The sequence below is a fragment of the Devosia ureilytica genome, from assembly GCF_024273195.1.
Lineage (GTDB): Bacteria > Pseudomonadota > Alphaproteobacteria > Rhizobiales > Devosiaceae > Devosia > Devosia ureilytica.
On the sequence record NZ_JAMZCU010000002.1, the window covers coordinates 84,396 to 104,043 of the forward strand.

Annotated in this window: 19 protein-coding genes and 1 pseudogene; 6 read left to right on the plus strand and 14 right to left on the minus strand. The window is 63.3% G+C overall.

What is annotated here, in order from left to right:
- Positions 1 to 63 precede the first annotated feature (63 nt).
- From NIM87_RS04300 to purU, 4 genes are all read left to right on the plus strand, one after another.
- Positions 64 to 1,215, plus strand: coding sequence for an ABC transporter ATP-binding protein (locus NIM87_RS04300; protein WP_254673406.1), 1,152 nt, complete (start codon positions 64 to 66; stop codon positions 1,213 to 1,215).
- Between the two features lie 142 nt (positions 1,216 to 1,357).
- Positions 1,358 to 2,338: an ABC transporter permease subunit gene (locus NIM87_RS04305; RefSeq protein WP_254673407.1), complete on the plus strand. Its 981-nt coding sequence runs from the start codon at positions 1,358 to 1,360 to the stop codon at positions 2,336 to 2,338.
- 1 nt (position 2,339) lies between these two features.
- Positions 2,340 to 3,146 carry an ABC transporter permease subunit gene (locus NIM87_RS04310; RefSeq protein WP_254673408.1) on the plus strand — a complete coding sequence of 269 codons (807 nt, stop codon included), beginning with the start codon at positions 2,340 to 2,342 and terminating at the stop codon, positions 3,144 to 3,146.
- Positions 3,147 to 3,599: 453 nt separating this feature from the next.
- Positions 3,600 to 4,454: a formyltetrahydrofolate deformylase gene (purU, locus tag NIM87_RS04315; protein ID WP_254673409.1), complete on the plus strand. Its 855-nt coding sequence runs from the start codon at positions 3,600 to 3,602 to the stop codon at positions 4,452 to 4,454.
- 29 nt (positions 4,455 to 4,483) lie between these two features.
- Here purU and NIM87_RS04320 read toward each other — a convergent pair whose 3' ends face one another.
- From NIM87_RS04320 to NIM87_RS04350, 7 genes and pseudogenes are all read right to left on the minus strand, one after another.
- Positions 4,484 to 4,669, minus strand: coding sequence for a hypothetical protein (locus NIM87_RS04320; RefSeq protein WP_254673410.1), 186 nt, complete (start codon positions 4,667 to 4,669; stop codon positions 4,484 to 4,486).
- A 261-nt stretch (positions 4,670 to 4,930) separates the two neighbouring features.
- Complete coding sequence (locus NIM87_RS04325; RefSeq protein ID WP_254673411.1) at positions 4,931 to 5,359, minus strand: RrF2 family transcriptional regulator; 429 nt, start codon at positions 5,357 to 5,359, stop codon at positions 4,931 to 4,933.
- An 827-nt stretch (positions 5,360 to 6,186) separates the two neighbouring features.
- Positions 6,187 to 7,974: pseudogene (locus NIM87_RS04330) on the minus strand (cation:proton antiporter domain-containing protein); the annotation flags it as partial.
- A 303-nt stretch (positions 7,975 to 8,277) separates the two neighbouring features.
- A complete protein-coding gene (locus NIM87_RS04335) occupies positions 8,278 to 9,369 on the minus strand; it encodes an ATP-dependent DNA helicase (RefSeq protein ID WP_254673412.1) in 1,092 nt (363 codons plus the stop codon).
- A complete protein-coding gene (locus tag NIM87_RS04340; RefSeq protein WP_254673413.1) occupies positions 9,369 to 10,052 on the minus strand; it encodes a fumarylacetoacetate hydrolase family protein in 684 nt (227 codons plus the stop codon). Before NIM87_RS04340 ends, NIM87_RS04335 begins: the two co-directional genes overlap by 1 nt.
- On the minus strand, positions 10,045 to 11,106 hold the full coding sequence (locus NIM87_RS04345; protein ID WP_254673414.1) for an aldo/keto reductase: 1,062 nt from the start codon (positions 11,104 to 11,106) through the stop codon (positions 10,045 to 10,047). Before NIM87_RS04345 ends, NIM87_RS04340 begins: the two co-directional genes overlap by 8 nt.
- A 260-nt stretch (positions 11,107 to 11,366) precedes the next feature.
- Positions 11,367 to 11,612: an endonuclease domain-containing protein gene (locus NIM87_RS04350; RefSeq protein WP_269467940.1), complete on the minus strand. Its 246-nt coding sequence runs from the start codon at positions 11,610 to 11,612 to the stop codon at positions 11,367 to 11,369.
- A gap of 216 nt (positions 11,613 to 11,828) precedes the next feature.
- On the opposite strand from NIM87_RS04350, the gene NIM87_RS04355 reads away from it, so the two are divergent.
- Positions 11,829 to 12,695, plus strand: a complete 867-nt coding sequence (locus NIM87_RS04355; protein WP_254673415.1) for an EamA family transporter — start codon at positions 11,829 to 11,831, stop codon at positions 12,693 to 12,695.
- 184 nt (positions 12,696 to 12,879) lie between these two features.
- Complete coding sequence (locus NIM87_RS04360) at positions 12,880 to 13,281, plus strand: YciI family protein (protein WP_254673416.1); 402 nt, start codon at positions 12,880 to 12,882, stop codon at positions 13,279 to 13,281.
- Between the two features lie 148 nt (positions 13,282 to 13,429).
- Here NIM87_RS04360 and panC read toward each other — a convergent pair whose 3' ends face one another.
- The 7 genes from panC to NIM87_RS04395 form a co-directional block, all read right to left on the minus strand.
- The gene (panC, locus tag NIM87_RS04365) at positions 13,430 to 14,302 is read right to left on the minus strand and encodes a pantoate--beta-alanine ligase (protein WP_254673417.1); all 873 of its coding nucleotides are present in this window, start codon (positions 14,300 to 14,302) and stop codon (positions 13,430 to 13,432) included.
- Positions 14,299 to 15,510 (minus strand): bifunctional phosphopantothenoylcysteine decarboxylase/phosphopantothenate--cysteine ligase CoaBC, encoded by a 1,212-nt coding sequence (coaBC, locus tag NIM87_RS04370; RefSeq protein ID WP_254673418.1) that lies wholly within the window; start codon positions 15,508 to 15,510, stop codon positions 14,299 to 14,301. The genes panC and coaBC overlap by 4 nt, the downstream gene beginning before the upstream one ends.
- 4 nt (positions 15,511 to 15,514) lie before the next feature.
- Positions 15,515 to 16,333 carry a 3-methyl-2-oxobutanoate hydroxymethyltransferase gene (gene panB / locus NIM87_RS04375; RefSeq protein ID WP_254673419.1) on the minus strand — a complete coding sequence of 273 codons (819 nt, stop codon included), beginning with the start codon at positions 16,331 to 16,333 and terminating at the stop codon, positions 15,515 to 15,517.
- 163 nt (positions 16,334 to 16,496) lie between these two features.
- Entirely contained in the window at positions 16,497 to 17,060 is a 564-nt protein-coding gene (locus NIM87_RS04380) for a pseudouridine synthase (protein ID WP_254673420.1), read from the minus strand.
- Positions 17,061 to 17,179: 119 nt separating this feature from the next.
- A complete protein-coding gene (locus NIM87_RS04385) occupies positions 17,180 to 18,199 on the minus strand; it encodes a LacI family DNA-binding transcriptional regulator (protein WP_254673421.1) in 1,020 nt (339 codons plus the stop codon).
- A gap of 64 nt (positions 18,200 to 18,263) precedes the next feature.
- Complete coding sequence (locus NIM87_RS04390) at positions 18,264 to 18,704, minus strand: VOC family protein (RefSeq protein ID WP_254673422.1); 441 nt, start codon at positions 18,702 to 18,704, stop codon at positions 18,264 to 18,266.
- Positions 18,705 to 18,809: 105 nt separating this feature from the next.
- Positions 18,810 to 19,619 (minus strand): aldo/keto reductase, encoded by an 810-nt coding sequence (locus NIM87_RS04395; RefSeq protein WP_254673423.1) that lies wholly within the window; start codon positions 19,617 to 19,619, stop codon positions 18,810 to 18,812.
- Between the last annotated feature and the right edge of the window lie 29 nt (positions 19,620 to 19,648).

The following is a 19,648-nucleotide window of genomic DNA, read 5'->3' on the forward strand; positions in this document are numbered from 1 at the left end:
ACGTGTGCACCGGAAGCGGAGAAAGCCGCGGCAGGTGGCCGCCGGAGTAGAGTTTACAGCGTCATGGCAAAAAGACCGCAGCTTGCGATAGATACCCGTCCCTGGCGCGATACGGCAAATAACAAGCCCTTTGTGCGCATCAGGAACGTCACCAAGAAGTTCGGCGATGTTTCCGCCGTGCATGAGGTGTCGCTCGACATCTACCGCTCCGAATTGTTCTGCCTTCTGGGCGGCTCGGGTTCGGGCAAGTCGACGCTCCTGCGCATGCTGGCCGGCTTTGAAAACCCGACCTCGGGCACCATCGAAATCGACGGTCAGGACATGACCGAGGTGCCGCCCTATAACCGCCCCGTCAACATGATGTTCCAGTCCTATGCGCTGTTCCCGCATATGTCTGTAGAACAGAACATTGCCTATGGCCTCAAGCGCGACGGCCTGCCCCGCGCCGAGATTGCCGCGCGCGTCGCTGAGCTTCTGGCGCTGGTCAAATTGCAGGACTATGGCAAGCGCAAGCCGCACCAGCTCTCGGGCGGCCAGCGCCAGCGCGTCGCCCTTGCCCGCGCCCTTGCCAAGCGGCCCAAACTGCTGCTGCTCGACGAACCGCTCGGCGCGCTGGACAAGAAGCTGCGCGAGGAAACCCAGTTCGAACTGGTCAAGATCCAGGAACAGCTTGGCGTCACCTTCATCGTCGTCACCCACGACCAGGAAGAGGCCATGACACTGGCCACCCGCATCGGGGTGATGAACCAGGGTGAAATCGCCATGATCGGCGAACCGACCGATATCTACGAATTCCCCAATTCGCGCTTCGTCGCCAATTTCATCGGCTCGGCCAATATGGTCGAAGGCGTCGTCACCGAGGACGAGCCCGACCACGTCCGCATTCGCTCGACCGAGCTGGGCTGCGACATCTATGTCGGCCACGGCGTCGATTGCGCCCCCGACCAATTGCTCTGGTGGGCCATCCGCCCCGAAAAAATGGCCCTCAGCCGTGAAAAGCCCGAAGGCCTGCACGGCGCCAATGTCGCCACCGGCGTCGTCGAGGAAATCGCTTATCTGGGCGATATCTCGGTCTACCAGATCGTCCTTGAAAGCGGCAAACGCCTCCGCGTCAGCCAGACCAATACGGTGCGCGGCAATCCCGACGCCATCACCTGGGAAGAACAGGTCTACGTCACCTGGGGCATCGACGCCGGCTCGGTGCTGACGGTATGAGCATGATCCCAGCCCCCCCCTCACCCGGCTCGCCCTGCGGGCGATCCACCCTCTCCCCGAGAGGGAGAGGAATAGAGGCGCACGCCGGACCATTCTTCTCCCTCTCGGGGAGAAGGTGGCGCGAGGCGCCGGATGAGGGGGAATGCCAGCACGCGCACAGGGTCATTTCATCATGACCACCCGCGACCCCACCATTCCGCCACCCCGGCGCCTCAAACCCTGGAACGCCGTCGAACGCGGCCTCGCCCGCGTCGGCATTTCCGGGCGCATGCTGGTGCTGCTGGCCCCGGTGCTCTGGCTTCTGGTCTTCTTTCTCATTCCGCTGGCCGTGGTCTTTGGCATTTCGCTGGCCAACAAGCAGTTCGGCCGCCCGCCCTATACGCCCCTCCTCACCACCGATGAGGGCACGGTGCAGCTCACCCTGCATCTCAATAATTACATCCGCCTGTTCACCGACAATCTCTATGTCGCGGCCTATCTCAGCTCCATTCGCATCGCCGCCATTGCCACGGTGATCACCCTTCTCGTGGGCTACCCCATGGCCTATGCCATCGCCCGCTCGTCCGACCGCTGGCGCAATATCCTTCTGATGCTGGTGATCCTGCCCTTCTTCACCTCATTCCTGCTGCGCGTTTATGCGCTCACCGGTTTCATGCGCGGCAATGGCGTCATCAACCAGTTCATCGGCCTTTTCGGCTTTGAACCGCTGGTGATGATGCAGACCGATTTTGCCGTCTATGTGGGCATTGTCTACACCTACCTGCCCTTCATGATCCTGCCGCTCTATACGACGCTGGTGAAGCTCGACGTCTCGCTGTTCGAGGCCTCCGCCGATCTGGGCGCACGGCCCATCCACACCTTCCTGTTCATCACCCTGCCGCTCTCGCTGCCCGGGGTGATCGCCGGCTCCATGCTGGTGTTCATTCCGGCCATTGGCGAATTCGTCATTCCCTCGCTCCTGGGCGGCCCTGAAACCCTGATGATCGGCCGCGTGCTCTGGGACGAGTTTTTCACCAATACCAATTGGCCGCGCGCCGCCGCCGTCGCCTGCGCCATGCTGGTCGTGGTGGTCGTGCCGATCATGCTGTTGCAAAAGGCGCAGGGCGCCGTGGTGGAGAAATAGCATGCGCAAGGGCTGGTTTTTGCCAATCGCAGCGGCGCTGGGCTTTTCGTTTCTCTATGCGCCCATCGTTTCGCTGGTCATCTTCTCGTTCAACGAGAACCGGCTGGTCACCGTCTGGTCCGGCTTTTCACTCAAATGGTATGGCGAACTGTTCAACGATCCGCAGATGCTGGGCGCCGCCTGGCTGAGCCTGCAGATCGCCGCTCTCAGCGCCACCATTGCCCTGGTGCTCGGCACCCTGGCCGCCGTGGCCCTGGTGCGCTTCCGCCGCTTCAAGGGCCGCACGCTTTTTGCCGGCATGGTCTCGGCGCCCCTGGTCATGCCCGATGTCATCACGGGTCTTTCGCTGCTGCTGCTGTTTGTCGCCATGGAATCCATCCTCGGCTGGCCGCAGGGTCGCGGCATGCTGACCATCGTCATCGCCCACGCCACCTTCTGCACCGCCTATGTCTGCGTCGTGGTGCAATCGCGCCTTGGCGATTTCGACCGCAGCCTCGAAGAAGCCGCCATGGACCTGGGCGCCCCGCCCGTCCGCACCTTTTTCGATATCACCCTGCCCATCATCGCCCCGGCGCTGGTCTCGGGGTGGCTCCTGGGCTTCACCCTTTCGCTCGACGATCTGGTCATCGCCAGCTTCGTTTCCGGCCCCGGCTCCTCCACCCTGCCCATGGTGATCTTTTCCAAGGTGCGCCTCGGCGTCTCGCCCGACGTCAACGCGCTCGCCACCATCATCATCGGTATTGTGGCGCTCGGCGTTCTGGCGGCCACCATCATCCAGCTGCGCAGCAAGCCCAGGACCCAGATCTGAGCGAACGGCTCCGCCCGCGCACCCCCACTGTTCCGCCCTCGGGCCCGACCCGAGGGCCATTGCCTACCGGCACACGACGCCTGATTTGCGCCATCCCCGGGGCGATACCTGCATCGGCGGATGCGACATCGCGGGGGATTGATCAGGCCCGCATGAAAAAATTTGTGACCCAGCTGCACTGGACAGCCCCGAAAAACGGGCGCAAGCTTCACCCATGTTCAATCAAAGCAAAGGAGGTGATCCAGTGTCTTATGAGGTTTTGGCTCTCGAAGAAGGTCTGGGTTTTCGTGTGTTGGCAGGGAGTGATCTAGGCTAACGAACACGCATCTCCCGGCCCTCGAGGCCTGCAAAGCTCAGGAAGGGCTGTCCGCAAGGGCAGCCCTTTTCTGTTGCACTTGACGGGCGGCTCTAACCCATTGATACCGCTGCCAGCGTTTTTAGTGGAGGCCTGCCTTGTCCTCGGCCAATTTTGTACTGACCCTATCCTGCACCGATCGGCCCGGCATCGTTGCCGCCGTCACCACCGAACTGGCGGCGCTCAAGGCCAATATTGCCGAGAGCAACCAGTTCTGGGACCGCGAGACCGGCCGCTTTTTCATGCGCCTGGCCTTCACCGCGCCCGAAGGCGTCAGCCGCGACAGCATCGAAAAGGCGCTGAAATCACCCATCGAGCGCTTCGAGATGAAAACCGCGCTGGCCGATGAAAGCCGCAAGAAGCGCGTCGTCATCATGGTCTCAAAATTCGACCACACGCTTTTGCACCTGCTCTACCAGATCCGGGTCGGCTGGCTCGACGCCGAGGTCGCCGCCGTGGTGTCCAACCACGAGGACGCCCGCAAGATCGCCGAAGATGCCGGCATTCCCTTCCACTATCTGCCCGTCACCAAGGACACCAAGGCGGCCCAGGAGGCCCAGGTGCTCGACGTGGTCAAGGCCGTCGGCGCCGATCTCGTCGTGCTGGCGCGCTACATGCAGGTGCTCTCGGACAATCTCTCGACCCGGCTGTTCGGCCAGGTGATCAATATTCACCACTCGTTTCTTCCAAGCTTCAAGGGCGCAAAACCCTATCACCAGGCCCATGAGCGCGGCGTCAAGATCATCGGCGCCACCGCCCACTATGTCACCCCCGACCTCGACGAAGGCCCGATCATCGAGCAGGAAACCGCCCGCGTCACCCATGCCATGAGCCCTGACGACCTGGTCGCCGCCGGCCGCGACATCGAAAGCCGCGTCCTCGCCCGCGCCGTAAAACTGCACCTGGAAAGCCGGGTCATGCTGAATGGCAAGAAAACCGTGGTATTTGGGTGATCCGGCAGTGGGTAGTCCAGTGCGCTCAGTTACGACCTCATCCGCAGTTCATTGATTGCCGTCATGAGCCGTTCGAATCGGCTTTCACTCCACGCCGCCGTAAGCATGATGAAGAATGCCAACAGGCCAAGTGCCACCGGGACGTTGCCCAGCGCGGCGCTGTAGACCACACCGCCAATGATGGCGGCCGACGCGAAACGCAGCAATTCTGCCAATTTCCATTCTCCCTAACCCAAGACAAGAAAACTTCCCCAGGCATTCGCCTAGGGTGATGTTGCTTTGTTCGGTTAGCCTTCTCACACCGCTGGGTCCTTCGGCTCCATCGTCCCCTCGCCCCTCAGGGGAGAGGGTTAGGGTGAGGGGTGAAAGCCCCTCGGCAAGCCCCTGATGCTGAACCCCTCATCCGGCCCTTCGGGCCACCTTCTCCCCTCAGGGGAGAAGGGCACAAAGCCGCCGACACCTGCTCCATACCAATCCTAAACTGGCAATTCTTCAAGGTTGAGCGAATCCGCCAGGCTGGTCTGGTCCAGCACTGCCCGCGTCGCCAGCGTCACGCGCTCAAACACATGGCGGATTTCGCAGGCCGCCTCGTCCTGGCAATCGACACATTTCTTGTAGGCAATCTTTGACAGACACGGCAGCGGCGCTATCGGTCCGTCGATCAGCCGCAGCACTTCGCCATAGGTAATTTCCTCGGGCGCCTTGAGCAGCTCATAGCCGCCCATGCGGCCCCGCTTGGAATTGACCATGCCAGCCCGCTTCAACTCGAGCAGGATCTGTTCGAGAAACTTCTTGGGGATCGCCTGATCCTTGGAAATCTCCCCGATCATGCGGCTCTGCCCCCGGCCGGCGCGCGCCAGCGCCACCAGCGCCCGCAAGGCATATTTTGCCTTTTGCGAAATCATCCATTCCCCCTGGCGTTATCGCCCCTGAGCCGCTCACCGCTTCGTTGAAACGCTGAATGGCTCTCCGTCTTGTTTGAGCGCGCTCTGCCCGCAAAGCCGTCGCCAGCCTTGCGAGTTGCGCCCTAGGTCTTCGGCTCCGGCTCGACCGGTGGCGCGATCCCCTCGCCCGCCCCCGGCTCCCCGGCATCCCCGTTCGTCGTCTGCTGCGTCGCTTCCGACGGCTTTTCACCATCGTCTTCTTCCGGCAAGTCTTCTTCCGGCGCGTGGTCTTCAGTCACACCGTCGTCCGCTCCGATTTCTGCCGTCACCTCGGCGGCCCCGGAATCACCGGTATCGGCATCGGCCTTGGGCAGCGTGACGATCTCGTCGATTTCTGCCGGCGCTTCCCCCACTTTTGGGGTTTCGGCAATCACCTCGACGCTGGCGGGTGGCAGCACGATCACATCGTCCGCAGCCGCCTCAGGCTCGGGGCTCTCGTCCATGGCCACGTCCGGCACCACAGCTTCGAGCACCGGGATCTCCGCGGCAGCGCTCTCTTGATCCCCGGCCGGCGCGTCCCCTTCGGTCTCGGCCGCGGGCGTGGCCACGTCTTCGGCAGGCGCCTCACTCGACGCTACCACTTCTGCGGCCGGAACGGCCTCCACCGCATCGCCTTGAGGCTCTGCCGCCTCACGCAACGCAGCCGCGTCTGCCGCGGGCGCCTCGGTCAATGCCGCCTCGGTTAGCGCCGCACCCATGGCTGCACTGGCCAGGATATTCTCGGCCATGGGCAGTTTGGGTTCGGTGGGCATGACCACCCCCGTCCGGTCCTTGCCCGCGTCGCTGCGCAGATAGGTGAGGATGCCCTTGCCGATTTCCTGCTCGCCGCGGATGACCGTGGTCGCCCCCAGATTGCGCAGGAAGCTCTCCTCCTCTTCCGAATAGGCCCGGCTGATAATGGCAATGCCCGGATTGAGCTTGCGCCCGCTCTCGCACACCGATCCGGCTTCAAAACCATTGGAGATCGCCACCAGCAGCGCCCTGGCCGCACCCAGATTGGCGAGCTTGAGCACGTCCTCGCTGGCGGCATTGCCAAACACCACTTCAAAGCCCTCGGCTCGCGCCGCAGCCACGTCATGATCGCTATCCTCGATCACCACCAGCCCGCCACCATCGGCCTTGATCCCGGCGGCCACGATCCGCCCCACCTGGCCATAGCCGACCAGAACCGTGTGGCCGGTCTGATGCGAGGGTTCGCCCGTGTCGTCATCGGCCCCCGGCGCGCCGCGATCCACCGCGGCCACGCTCGGCGCATCGGTCACCGCCGGGCCCTGGGCCGCCATGCTCGGCTCCATCCGCACCTCGCTCGCGCGCTCCGGCTCAGTCCCCTTGCGCTGCGCCACCCGCGCTTCAAGCCGCGGCCTGGCGAGGTCGAGCACGAAGAACACCACCGGGTTGAGCACAATGGAAATCAGCGCACCGGCCAGGATCAGGTCCTGCCCCTCGGGCGGCATGATCGCCAGCGCCACGCCCATGCTGGCCAGAATGAACGAAAATTCGCCGATCTGCGCCAGCGAGGCGGAAATGGTCAGCGCCGTACTGATCGGGCGTCGCGACAGCATCACGATGGCAAAGGCCGCCAGCGATTTGCCGATCACGATGATGAACACCACCGCCAGCACCAGCAGCGGCTGGGTGACGATGATCGCGGGGTTGAACAGCATGCCCACCGAGACAAAGAACAGCACCGCAAAGGCGTCGCGCAACGGCAGGGTTTCCTGCGCCGCCCGATGCGACAATTCGCTTTCCGACAGGATCATGCCGGCAAAGAACGCGCCCAGCGCCAGCGACACGCCAAACAGCACTGCCGATCCCAGCGCCACGCCCAGCGCGATCGCCAGCACCGCCAGGCGGAACAATTCGCGGCTGCCGGTATGGGCGGTCGCATGCAGCGCCCAGGGAATGATCCGGCGCCCCACCACCAGCATGAAGCCCACGAAGGCGGCGATCTTGAGCAGCGTCAGCCCCAGAATACCCCATAGCCCCACATCAATGCCCAGCAGCCGGGTCACGAAGGACACGAAGGGGTCGTGCAGGCCATCGCTCATGCCATTGAGGCTGGCAATGGCCGGCACCAGCACCAGCGCCAGCACCATGGCGAGGTCTTCCACGATCAGCCAGCCAACCGCGATCCGCCCGCGCTCGCTTTCGAGCAGCCGTCGGTCCTGCAGCGCCTTGAGCAGCACCACGGTGGAGGCCACCGACAGCGCCAGCCCGAATAGGATCGCGCCGAACAGGTCCCAGCCCAGCAACAGCCCAAGCCCGGCGCCCAACAGGGTCGCAAACCCCATCTGCACAATGGCGCCCGGGATCGCCAGCGCCCGCACGCTCATCAAATCTTTCAGCGAAAAATGCAGGCCCACACCGAACATCAGGAGGATCACCCCCAGTTCGGCCAGTTCCGCGCCCAGCGCCTGGTCGGCAATAAAGCCCGGCGTATAGGGCCCGACGATCACGCCGGCGAAGAGATAGCCCACCAGCGGCGGCATCCGCAGCCGATTGGCGACCATGCCGAAAATATAGGCCAGCACCAGACCCGCGACGATCGTAGAGATCAGGGGGGTGTCATGGTGCATTCGCGCCTCCGGCCATTTTGGGTAAGTCTATTGAAATAATGGGGATTTGGTCCCATCTGCGCAAGCGCTTATTGCGCCGGCCCGCTCAGCCATTCGGCCCAGGCCCGTCGCAATCCCCATAAGTCCGATCAAGTTGGCCGAACTTTGTCCCTTCGGGCCGTTCGGCAGGCAAACGCTCCGGTGTCCAGATTTTGGGCGAGAAGGCCGCGAGGCCCACGCATGATGGCAAAGCCCGTCCCCACCGCCAGCCCGCCCTCGGACTTGATCGGAGGGCCACTCCCAGCTCGGGTTGGCTCGCCCCCTTCAGCTCACAATCGTGATCTTTTCCGCCGCCCGCGTGATCCCCGTATAGAGCCAGCGCGCCCGCTCCTCGCGAAACACAAAGCTCTCGTCGAACAGATATACATTGTCCCACTGGCTGCCCTGCGCCTTGTGGACGGTCAGGCAATAGCCAAAAGTGAACTCATCGAACTGGCGCCGCTCTGGCCAGCTCATGGCGTCTTCCTCGCCCGAGAAAAACGCCTTGTGGGTGAGCACCCGCGCCTCGCCCTTGCCCTCGTCATCGGCCAGCAGCAGGCTCCACTTGCCGTTCGAGCGCCGCGTCGCATCGGTCACGATCCAGATCTGCCCATTGAGCAACCGCTTGCGCGGATTGTTTCTGAGGCACACCATGCGGTCGCCCACCACCGGCTCGTGGAAGGGCAGGCCCTTCAATTCGCGCAGGCGGTCGTTATAGGTCAGCCGCGTCTTGTTGCGCCCCACCAGCACCTGGTCGGCCTCCAGCACCGCATCGCGATCCACCTGGTCGCGCCCCACCACCACGCTTTCGCCATAGCGGCCATGTTCGAGATAGCCGCCCTCGCGCACCGCCATCGAGAGCTGGATGATCGGATTATCCGCCGCCTGGCGATGAATTTCGGTCAGCATGATGTCGGGCTCTTCATTGATGAAAAACCCCGCCCCCTGCACCGGCGGCAGCTGGAACGGATCGCCCAGCACCAGCACCTTGACCCCGAACGAAAGCAGGTCCGCCCCCAGCACCTCGTCCACCATCGACACCTCGTCGATCACGATCAGGTCCGCGTCCGCCGCGGGGCTTTCCGGGTCGAGCACAAAGCGCGGCTCGCCCTCCTTCTCGCTCACCAGCGTATAGATGAGGCTATGGATGGTCTGGGCGCCCTTGCAGCCGCGCTTGCGCATCACCAGCGCCGCCTTGCCCGTAAAGGCCGCATATTTGACGCTTCTGATGTCCTGCGCCAGATGCACGGCCAGCGTGGATTTGCCGGTGCCGGCCCAGCCGAACAGCCGAAACACCTGCGGCCCGTTCCTGTCCTTGAGCCATGCCGAAACCGCGACCAGCGCCGCGTCCTGCTGGCTCGACCAGACCGGCGGCATCAGGCGATCACCGTTGCCACGCTGCCCACGCCCTCGATACTGCCTTCCAGCACATCCCGCCGCCGCACGGCGCTGACCCCGGCTGGCGTGCCGGTCATGATCAGGTCGCCCGCTTTCAGCGTCACCAGCCGGCTGAGAAAAGCCAGGGTCTCCGGCACGCTCCAGATCTGCTCGGAAAGATCGCCCCGTTGCCGCTCCCCGCCATTGACCAGAAGCGAAATCGTCCCCCGCGCCGGATGTCCGATCACGCTGGCCGGGGCAATGGCGCCAATGGGCGCCGATTGGTCAAATCCCTTGGCCATGGTCCAGGGGCGCCCCGCCTTCTTGGCCTGGGCCTGCAGGTCCCGCCGCGTCATGTCGAGGCCGGCCGCATAGCCATAGACATGGTCCAGCGCTTCGTGCTCACCAATGTCCCTGCCATCCTTGCCAATGGCCACCACCAGTTCGATCTCATGGTGAAAATCGGCCGTCTGCGGCGGATAGGCGATGGCCGCGCCATCCACCACCACCGCATCGGCGGGCTTGGCAAAAAAGAACGGCGGATCGCGCACATCATTGCCCATTTCCTTGATGTGCTCGGCGTAATTGCGCCCGACGCAATAGATGCGCCGCACCGGGAAAAAGCCGCCGCCCTGCACCGGAACCAGCACCGGCTGCGGCGCTGGAATAACCAGGTCAACCACGCGAAAACTCCTTGGCATAAGGACCAATCAGGTCAAGATCGGCGGCGCTCAGGCGGTCCTGCGCCGAAAACGACTGGTGCCAATAGGGGTAGAGCAGCGGTGGCCGGCTGACAGCGTCGAGCTGGGCCCGCTCCTCATCGCTGAGCACGAAACTGGCCGCCGCGATATTATCCTCGAACTGAGCCGCATTGCGCCCGCCGATGATCACCGAGGTCACCCCCGGGCGGCCCAGCAACCAGCTCAGCGCCACCTGCGCCCCCGACACGCCCCGCGCTTCGCCAATCGCCACAATCGTGTCGATCACATCATAGAGCTTGTCCTGATCATAGACCGGCGGCTCGCGGAACCCGCCGACATGGCGCCCGCTTTCCGGCCCGCTGTCGCGGCGATATTTGCCCGATAGCAGACCCCCGGCCAGTGGCGACCAGATGAGAATGCCCAGCCCCTGGTCCTGCGAAATCGGCACCAGCTCATATTCGGCGTCGCGGCTGTGCAGCGAATAATGGATCTGCTGGGATACAAAGCGCTGGCCCTGCCGCTTGTCGGCCGCCATCAGCGCTTTCATGATGTGCCAGCCCGAATAATTCGAGCAGCCGATATAGCGCACCTTGCCCGTGCGGACGAGCGTATCAAGCGCCTCCATCGTCTCCTCGATGGGCGTCCTGCCGTCCCATTCATGCACCTGGTAGAGGTCGATCACATCGGTCTTGAGCCGTTTGAGGCTCGCTTCGGCCTGGGCAATGATGTGATGGCGCGACAGCCCCGTTTCATTGGGCCCGTCCCCCATTTTGAAACGCACCTTGGTCGCCACCAGCGCCTTGGCCCGACGGCCATTGCCACCCAGGATGTCGCCCAGGATTTCTTCGGAAACCCCGGCATTATAGACATTGGCCGTATCATAGAGATTGATCCCGGCATCAAGGCACATATCGACCTGCCGCTCGGCATCGGCCGCGCTGGTATTGCCGATCTTCTCGCTGCCCCCAAAGGTCATGGTCCCCATGGTCAGCACCGAGACTTTCAGCCCCGACCGGCCCAGATAACGATACTCCATGATATTCCTCCTTTGTTCCAGCGCTCCAAGGACTAAAGGGGGGATGGAGTCGGGTCAATGGAGAGTGCGCCCCTCCACCATCCGATCCCGCGAAAGCACCCCAACTCTGCTCCTCCCCCTCCTTCAGGGGGAGGTAGCGCAGCTTGGCCGTTAGGCCATAGTGAAGCTGGGTGGGGGTGCACCGCTGCGGCAGCGATCTTTATTCCAGCACGCAGGACCCGGACAACGCGGTATCCGTCCGCGTTCAGTCTTTCAGTCTTTCAGTCTTTCAGTCTTTCAGTCCGCAGAGCGTCCCGATATTCGGCTCCGCCAACAAGATGAGTCTGGCCGTCCACCTCGATCACCAGCTTCGCCCGGTGGCTGACGAAGTCGGCATAGAAGGGACCAATTGGCACCTGACGTCTGACGTGCTGTCCTTGCGCTCGCAACTGTCGCAACGCGGACCAGGGCTTAGCGTCCCGCGCACTCATGGTCTTTCGCAATTGCCGTGCGCGTTCGACACCCATACCCCACCCTCATTCCCTCCCTATCAAGGGGGCATGCGCTAGACTGAGACATCAATGTTCATCGCCTCCCTCCCCTTGATGGGGAGGGATGCGCTGGACTGAGAGAGCAATGTTCATCGTCTCCCTCCCCCTTGTGGGGAGGGATCAAGGGTGGGGGTGGGCCACAAGCACAAACCCTGCTAGAGCCGAAGTCGCACCTGCCAGAAAGCGCCCTCCGTGCGTTCAAGCACCATCCTCGTTCCCGTCCTCCTCGTCACCCTCGGCATGGTCTTTACCCAGACCGGGGCCAGCTTTGCCAAAATGCTGTTTCCGCTGGTCGGCGCCGGGGGCGCGACGGCCCTGCGGCTGACGCTTGCCGCCCTGGTGCTGATCGTCGTCTTCCGCCCATGGCGGCATCGTCTCGGCCGGGCGCAATGGCGCGCCGTGCTGCTCTATGGCGCTGCGATGGGGGCGATGAACCTCTTTTTCTACGCCGCCCTAGAACACATTCCCCTCGGCATTGCCGTGGCGCTCGAATTCACCGGCCCCCTGGCGGTGGCCCTGTTCGGGGCGCGGAAACCGCTCGATGTCTTCTGGATCATCCTGGCCGTGGGCGGCTTTGCCCTCTTGCTGCCCTGGACCCAGACATCGGGTGATATTGCGCCCATGGGTGTGGTCCTCGCCCTCTGCGCCGGCGCCTGCTGGGCCGGCTATATCGTCTTTGGCCAGCGCGCCGGGACCGGCGGCGGTCCCCATATCGCGGCGCTCGGTGTCGGCACTGCGGCACTCATTGCCCTGCCCTTCGGCGTCGCCACCGCGGGGACAACCCTGCTCGATCCGGCGCTCCTGCCGCTGGGCCTGGCGGTGGCGCTGCTCTCAAGCGCCATTCCCTATGCGCTCGACATGGCGGCGCTGCCGCACATTCCCTCGCGTCTCTTCGGCATTCTGATGAGCGGCCAGCCCGCGCTTGCCGCCCTTTCCGGCCTTGTCATCCTCCACGAAACCATTGGCTCCATCCAGCTCCTGGGCATGGGCGCCATCATGCTCGCCTCCATTGGCGCCACCCTGACCATCGCCCGCCAGACGCCGCCTCCCGTCGCCTGATCTTGCCCCGCCCCCCACCGACCAGGCGGCTCTTGCGCCCCCTCGCCCCTCCGGGGAGAGGGTCGAGGTGAGGGGTATTCATGCGCCCGAGCTCTCAAGCCGCCCACCAAACCCGCTCAAGCGTCTTGGAATTGCCGCTCTCAATGGGCATAATTCCCACCACATTGCGTGATGAGGGTCCCCAATGCTTTACGCTATTCTTTGCTACAACGAGGAAAACGTCGTCTCCACCTGGACACAGGAAGAGGACGACGCCTGCATGGCGCGTCTGTTCGACGTTCAATCCGGCATGGCCGGGCGCGGCAAGCTCGGCCCGGTGGTGCGGCTCTGGAACACCGACGAGGCCAAGACGCTTAAAAAGACCAATGGCGAGCCCGTGGTCTTTGACGGCCCCTTTGCCGAAACCAAGGAACAATTTCTGGGCTTTTATGTCGCCGATTGCGCCGACATGGACGAAGCGCTGGGCTTTGCCAAGGACCTGGCCAAGGCCAATCCCGGCACCGGCTCCTACGAAATCCGCCCCCTGCGCCTGTTCAGCGAAAACAAGCTTGCCAGCACCGAAATGCTGAACGTCGCTGCCGAGTAGGCCGCAAGGCCCGACCACTGACCGGACCCCCTCGCCCCTTCAGGGGAGAGGGCTGGGGTGAGGGGTGAAGGCCCATCGGCTGGCTCTCCGCCAAGCTGAACCCCTCATCCGGCCCTGTCGGGCCACCTTCTCCCCTCAGGGGAGAAGACTAAACCGGCACCCTCGCCGCAATCCCTCGGCCGATCACCAGATTATCAATCAGCCGCGTCGTCCCCAGATGCGCGGCCACTGCACAAAGAGCGCCTCGCGCGCCCACGGTCGCAATGACCCCGAGGCTTTCGGGGTCACGCACCTCCCAATATTGCGGCCTGATCCGTTCGGATTGCGCCAGGACGCTCAACCCGATGCGGGCCAGCGCCTCGGCATCGTGCTCACCGGCCTGATAGGCAGCCTCGACGGCAAGCAGGCTCTGGCGCAACAGCGGCGCGGCCGCCCGATCCTCGGGCGAGAGATAGACATTGCGCGAACTGAGCGCCAAGCCGTCGTTTTCACGCACGATGGCGCCGCGCCTGATTTCAACCGGCACATCCAGATCGCGCACCATCCGCTCGATCACGGCGCATTGCTGCGCATCCTTTTGCCCGAACAGGGCCACATGCGGCTGCACCAGGTTGAAGAGTTTCAGCACCACCGTGGTCACGCCACGGAAATGCCCCGGCCGTTCCGCCCCGCAGAGCGGCCCCGATACCATGGTCTCCTCCACCAGCGTCGAGGCGCCGGTGGGATACATATCCTCCACCGACGGCAGGAACAGCGCATCGACCCCCGCCGCCTCCAGCTTTTCGATATCGGCCTCGATGGGGCGCGGATAGCGGCTCAGATCCTCGTTCGGCCCGAATTGCAGCGGATTAACGAAGATCGAGGCGATGACGATATCAGCCTGGGCCCGCGCCTGCGCCATCAGGCTCATATGCCCCTCATGCAGCGCCCCCATTGTGGGCACGAAACCCACCCTGGTGCCTTGCGTCACCTTGGCGCGCCATTCCCGGAGGCTGGCCTTGTCCCTGAGGATCAGTGTCATGCGATGAGGTCCCAGATTTGCCGGGCGATCTCGGCCTTTGAACCGAGTGCCAGCGGATGGCGCGCGCCCTTGGCCGACAGCAGCACGCCCGCATTGGTGCCCACGGCAAAGCCGGTCTGGCCTTCGGCGCCCAGTTTGCTGACTTCATTGGCAAAGAGAAAATCGAGCCCCTTGGCCTTGAGCTTGCCGGCACCGTGTTCCTCAACATTGTCGGTCTCGGCGGCAAAGCCGAGGAACCACTGGTCCCTTGCCGCTTGCCGCAGGCTTCCCAACACATCGGTCGAGGGCACGAGATCGAGCGCAATGGCGTCGGAGGCGCGCTTCAATTTGCTGGCCGATGGCGCGGCCACCGCATAGTCCATCACCGCTGCCGTGGCGACGACGCCACTTGCTCCGGGCAAGCGCGCGAGCGCCGCCGCGGCCATCTCCTCGGCGGTCCGCACTTCGACCAGGTGCAACCGGCTCTCGGCGCCGCGCGGCGCAACGGGGCGCACCACGCCCTTGTCCATGCCCAGCACATAGTCGACGACAGCACCGCGTCGAAGGGCTTCCTCGGCCATGGCCGCGCCCATCCGGCCGGTCGAATGATTGGTAATATAGCGCACCGCGTCGATGGCCGTGGTCGTCGGCCCTGCGGTAATCAGAATGCGTTCATCTTTGAGATCCTGGACCCGGTCCGGGCGCAACGCCGCCTCGATGGCCGCCACGATTGTCGCCACCGGCGCGAGCTTCCCCATGCCCACTTCGCCACACGCCAGAAGCCCGGAGGCCGGCTCGATGACCCGCGCGCCACGCTCGACCAGGGTCGCAAGGTGTTGTTGTACAATGGGTTTTTCCCACATGACGGTATTCATCGCCGGGGCAATCAGCATGGGCGCTTCGCTCGCCAGCGCCACCGTGGTCGGCAGATCATCCGCCAGCCCTAAAGCCAGTCGCGCCAATAGGTTAGCACTCGCCGGCGCAAACACCATCACCTCCGCCCAGCGTGCAAAATCAATATGTTCGGTCCCCGAAACATCAGGCCCAAACTGCTCCACCCGCGCCTTCCGCCCGCTCAAGGTCTCAAGCACCAGCGGCGAAACAAACTCCGTCGCACTCTTTGTAAGCAGGCACTGAACCTGGTGTCCGGCCTTGCCCAATTCGGACACGACATCGGCAATCTTATAGGCTGAAATCGACCCGGAAATCGCAATCAGGACATTGGCCATGGTCTTACTCGGCCCGCCGAGGCAGCGGGATCGGCCCGCGCGAAGCCTTTGTTTCATCGACATAATCGCCGACCGCCGCCTTGATGATCGTGGCCACGTCAGCCCGCGGCCGGGCGAAGCTGGGCGGCGGGCTGGTGTTGAGCCCGATGAGATCGTTGATGACCAGAACCTGGCCGGCGCAATCCTGCCCCGAACCAATTCCGATGGTGGGAATGGTCAGCATATGGGTGATCTCGGCGGCCAGCGCCGGGGTCACGCATTCAAGCACAAGGGCAAAGGCACCGGCAGCCTCAAGCGCCCGCGCCTCGGCGCGCAGCCGCTCGGCCGAAGCCTCGTCCTTGCCATGCATATAGTAGCCGCCCATCTGGTGCACATGCTGTGGCGTCAGCCCGATATGGGCGACCACGGCAATGCCATGGGCCACAAGCCGCTCGACCGTCGGCACCATGGCGAGGCCACCTTCGAGCTTGACCGCCTCCACCCCGGTTTCCTTCATTACCCGAACGGCATTGCTGAGCGCCACCGCCGGTTCAGTCACCGAACCGAATGGCATGTCGCAGACCAGCAGCGCCCGCGATGAGCCCCGTTTGACCGCCGCGGCATGGCGGATCATGTCGTCGAGCGTCACCGGCAGCGTCGTCTCATGACCGAGCACCACATTGCCGAGGCTATCCCCGACCAGGATCATGTCGACCCCGGCCATGTCGACAAGGGCGGCCATGGTGGCGTCATAGGCGGTGAGCATGGCAATGGCCTCGCCGCGGCGCCGCATGGCAGCGATATCGCGCGTGGTCAGGCGCTTGAGAGGGGTCTGGGTCGACAAAAGCAGTCCTCCAACCCGACCGGGTCCAACATGGCCCGGCTGTTTGCGGGGGAGATAGGACAAAGTGCCCCCCGGCGCCAGCCCTTCATTGGTGCTATGCGCTCAGCGCCCAGAGCGGTTCCGGCAAAAGTATATGCGGTTGTGGCTCGGAAGCGCGACTAGGCTAAGCGCGCCGCACCGGCCCGAGAGACGCGCGAACCTCGCGCCACGCCCCCGGGGCGACCCCCTCCAGCGTCCAGTCAGCCACCTGCCAGCGCACCAGCCGCAGGGTCGGGTACCCTACTGCTGCTGTCATCCGCCGCACTTGCCGGTTGCGCCCTTCGGTGATGGTCAGTGATATCCAGCTGTCGGGCACGCTCTTGCGAAACCGCACTGGCGGATCACGCGGCCAGAGCGCCGGCGGGTCAATCAGTTGCGCCTTGGCCGGGCGTGTCGGACCATCCTTGAGCGCCACGCCGCGGCGCAATTGTGCCAAAGCCGCCTCGGTGGGCTCCCCCTCCACCTGCACCAGATAGGTCTTTTCCTTATTGTAGCGTGGCGATGAAATCTGCGCCTGTAGCGCCCCGTCATCGGTCAGCAGCAACAGGCCCTCGCTATCCTTGTCGAGCCGCCCGGCGGGATACACCCCCGGCACCTTGACGAAATCCGCCAGCGTCTCTCCCGGCCCCCCGCCGGTAAACTGGGACAGCACACCAAATGGCTTATTAAAGAGGATCAGGCGCGCCATCGATAGCCAAGCCGTTCGGGGTAAAAGCAAACCAGCGCCGCAAATGGGCCGTCGCATTCGGCGTCAATATAGAGTGACACATCAGTAAAGTGCGTCAGACTCCGCCGCAAGAGTGACCGTCAGGTTCGCACCAAGGTGCTGTCCCTCACCACGACCTCGGGATCAATTTGCGTCACCCGTGGCGGGGGCAACTCCTCACCGCTGCCAATGAGCGCCATCAGGCGCTCGACGGCCAGCTCGGTGACAATCTCGACCGGGTAATTGACACTCGATAGCGGCACCACGGCGTGTTCCGCAAATTCGATGTTGTCGAACCCGATAATGGCCAGATCGCGCGGAACCGAATATCCGTTCTTGATGCACCAGCGCAGCGCCCCAAGGGCAAGAGAGTCGTTGGCGGAAAATATTGCAGTGGGTCGCTTGGGTCCCGCCATGAGCGCGTCCATGGCCAGGAAGCCGCGCAGGACCGAATGACCGCGCGGGTCCACCGCCAGCGCGGGATCGAAATCGATCCCCGCTTCGGTCAGCGCATTTACATAGCCCTGGCGCTTTTCGCGATTGCCCAGGGGATTGGCGCCGTCGATCAGGCCGATCTGTTTGTGCCCGATATCGATGAGGTGCCGGGTGGCCTTGTAGGCGCCGCGCATTTCGTCAACACAGACCGCATCCAGCCCTGAATCCGGGTCGCCGACCAGCATGACCACCGGATAATTGGCCAGGCGCAGGGCGCGAATATGGGCGATCTGCCGGTGGCTCGTCGGGTAGATCAGGATGCCATCCACCTGGCGCGAACGGACCAGCTCCAACACCTTCTTTTCCTCGGCCAGGTTATTGTTCGAGGTCGCGAAAAGAGTGGCATATCCGCGTTCGGCCAGCGCCAGCTCGATCGCCTGGGCGGTGTGGGTCAGGGTCGGGTTGGTGATGTCGGTCAGCACCAGCCCGATGGTTTTGGTCTCGCGGCTGACCAGCGACTTGGCGATAAAATTGGGAAGATAGTTCAGGCTATTCGCTGCTTCGCGAATGAGCTGGCGGGTTTCGACAGGAATACGCGGGCTGTCGCGCAAAGCCAGCGACACCGTATTGGTCGAAAATCCGGTTTTGTCGGCGATATCCTTCAGCCGGACAATGCCTCTGCCCATGGTTCATACCCACCTTGCGGCAACGCCGGCCTCAAAGACGGCGTCACCAGGTTTTGCTCCGGCCTTACCGGCCTTCGGCGTGCAGTCGCGCGATTGCCTTGAGTTGCAGGCAATCAGGGTTCATTTCCATAAGTTCGATGCGATTGCCATCGGGATCTTCGATCCACGCCTGTCGATTGCCGTCAAGGCCCATGGCAATCTGCGACGTCAGGGTGATGCCGGCTTCCTCAATGCGCTGCACAGTCGCATCCAGGTCGTCGATGGTCAGGCAGAGGTGGTTGGCGCCGTTCGCGTTCCAACCTGGCGCGCGATCATTTTCTGCACCGGGAAAAACCTCCAGAAACACGTCGTCGGTAATGCGCAGATAGACCAACCAGGTGCTGCCATCATCATTCTTGAGCCGCAGCATTTCGGGAAAGCCGAGCCGCTTTTCCCAAAAGTCCAGTGAACGGTCCAGGTCCTTCACCTTGATGGCCAGGTGTCCAAAGCCGGTTATGCCCTGCATGATGTCCTCCATTGAATTCGGGGTTCCAGCGCCACCCATTTTGGGACAGAACTAGTGACCTATCTCATCGTTAATACGAATTTTGACGGTTTTGCAACCGCGATTTCAGTCCCAATCGGGACCCCAGGCAGGATCGATCCGGCGGCGGCCCTGATCCACGCTTTCGATATCGCGGATGTCGGTCGGGCTCAGAACGATGGATTGGCTGGCAAAGTTTTCGCGGATGCGCTCAACCTTGCTCGAGGTTGGGATGGCGGCATAGCCCTTGGCCAGCTCGAACGCGAGGGCGACCTGGGCGATGGTGGCGCCATGGGCCGCGGCTATGCGCTGAAGCACCGGATCATCGCCCAAGGTGCCATGGGCGATGGGCAGATAGCAGGTGACGAGAATGCCATTCGCCTGGCAGAAGTCGGCCAACCGCTTGTTCTGCATATGCGGATTGAGCTCGAACTGATTGGTGGCAATCGCGTCCTCCCCCACAATCGCCATCGTCTGCTGCAGCAGGTCGATGGTGAAATTGGACACCCCAATCAGTCGTGAAAGCCCGGATTGCTTGGCTTCTGCGATTTGCTCGACATAATCGCCGAGTTCAATCTCCCCGTTCGGCGAGGGCCAGTGCAGCAAGGTCAGATCAACCTGCTCCAGCCCCAACCGATCCAGGCTCTCGTGCAGCGACGGCAGGAGGTTTCCCTTGGCATAGTGGCGCGGCGCGATCTTGGTGGTCACAAACACATCGTCCCGCGCCAGCCCGGACCGCGCCACCGCCGCGCCGACCTCGCTCTCGTTGCCATAGTCCTGGGCGGTGTCGAGATGACGATATCCAATTTCCAGCGCAGCCAGAAGTGCGCTGATCCCTTCAGGCCCGGTTCGGCCATAAGTGCCGAAGCCGAGCTTTGGAATTGTGCGTACAGTCATAGAACCTCCCTCCGGTAGTCGGGCATTTG

Coding starts and splice junctions, on each gene's coding strand:
- NIM87_RS04300 (WP_254673406.1), top strand. CDS start 64: ATGGCAAAAAGACCGCAGCTTGCGATAGATACCCGTCCCTGGCGCGAT.
- NIM87_RS04325 (WP_254673411.1), bottom strand. CDS start 5,359: ATGATTTCGCAAAAGGCAAAATATGCCTTGCGGGCGCTGGTGGCGCTG.
- NIM87_RS04350 (WP_269467940.1), bottom strand. CDS start 11,612: ATGGGTGTCGAACGCGCACGGCAATTGCGAAAGACCATGAGTGCGCGG.
- NIM87_RS04390 (WP_254673422.1), bottom strand. CDS start 18,704: ATGCAGGGCATAACCGGCTTTGGACACCTGGCCATCAAGGTGAAGGAC.
- NIM87_RS04385 (WP_254673421.1), bottom strand. CDS start 18,199: ATGGGCAGAGGCATTGTCCGGCTGAAGGATATCGCCGACAAAACCGGA.
- NIM87_RS04345 (WP_254673414.1), bottom strand. CDS start 11,106: ATGGAGTATCGTTATCTGGGCCGGTCGGGGCTGAAAGTCTCGGTGCTG.
- NIM87_RS04310 (WP_254673408.1), top strand. CDS start 2,340: ATGCGCAAGGGCTGGTTTTTGCCAATCGCAGCGGCGCTGGGCTTTTCG.
- NIM87_RS04360 (WP_254673416.1), top strand. CDS start 12,880: ATGCTTTACGCTATTCTTTGCTACAACGAGGAAAACGTCGTCTCCACC.
- NIM87_RS04335 (WP_254673412.1), bottom strand. CDS start 9,369: ATGCCGCCGGTCTGGTCGAGCCAGCAGGACGCGGCGCTGGTCGCGGTT.
- NIM87_RS04380 (WP_254673420.1), bottom strand. CDS start 17,060: ATGGCGCGCCTGATCCTCTTTAATAAGCCATTTGGTGTGCTGTCCCAG.
- panC (WP_254673417.1), bottom strand. CDS start 14,302: ATGACACTGATCCTCAGGGACAAGGCCAGCCTCCGGGAATGGCGCGCC.
- NIM87_RS04305 (WP_254673407.1), top strand. CDS start 1,358: ATGCCAGCACGCGCACAGGGTCATTTCATCATGACCACCCGCGACCCC.
- NIM87_RS04395 (WP_254673423.1), bottom strand. CDS start 19,619: ATGACTGTACGCACAATTCCAAAGCTCGGCTTCGGCACTTATGGCCGA.
- coaBC (WP_254673418.1), bottom strand. CDS start 15,510: ATGGCCAATGTCCTGATTGCGATTTCCGGGTCGATTTCAGCCTATAAG.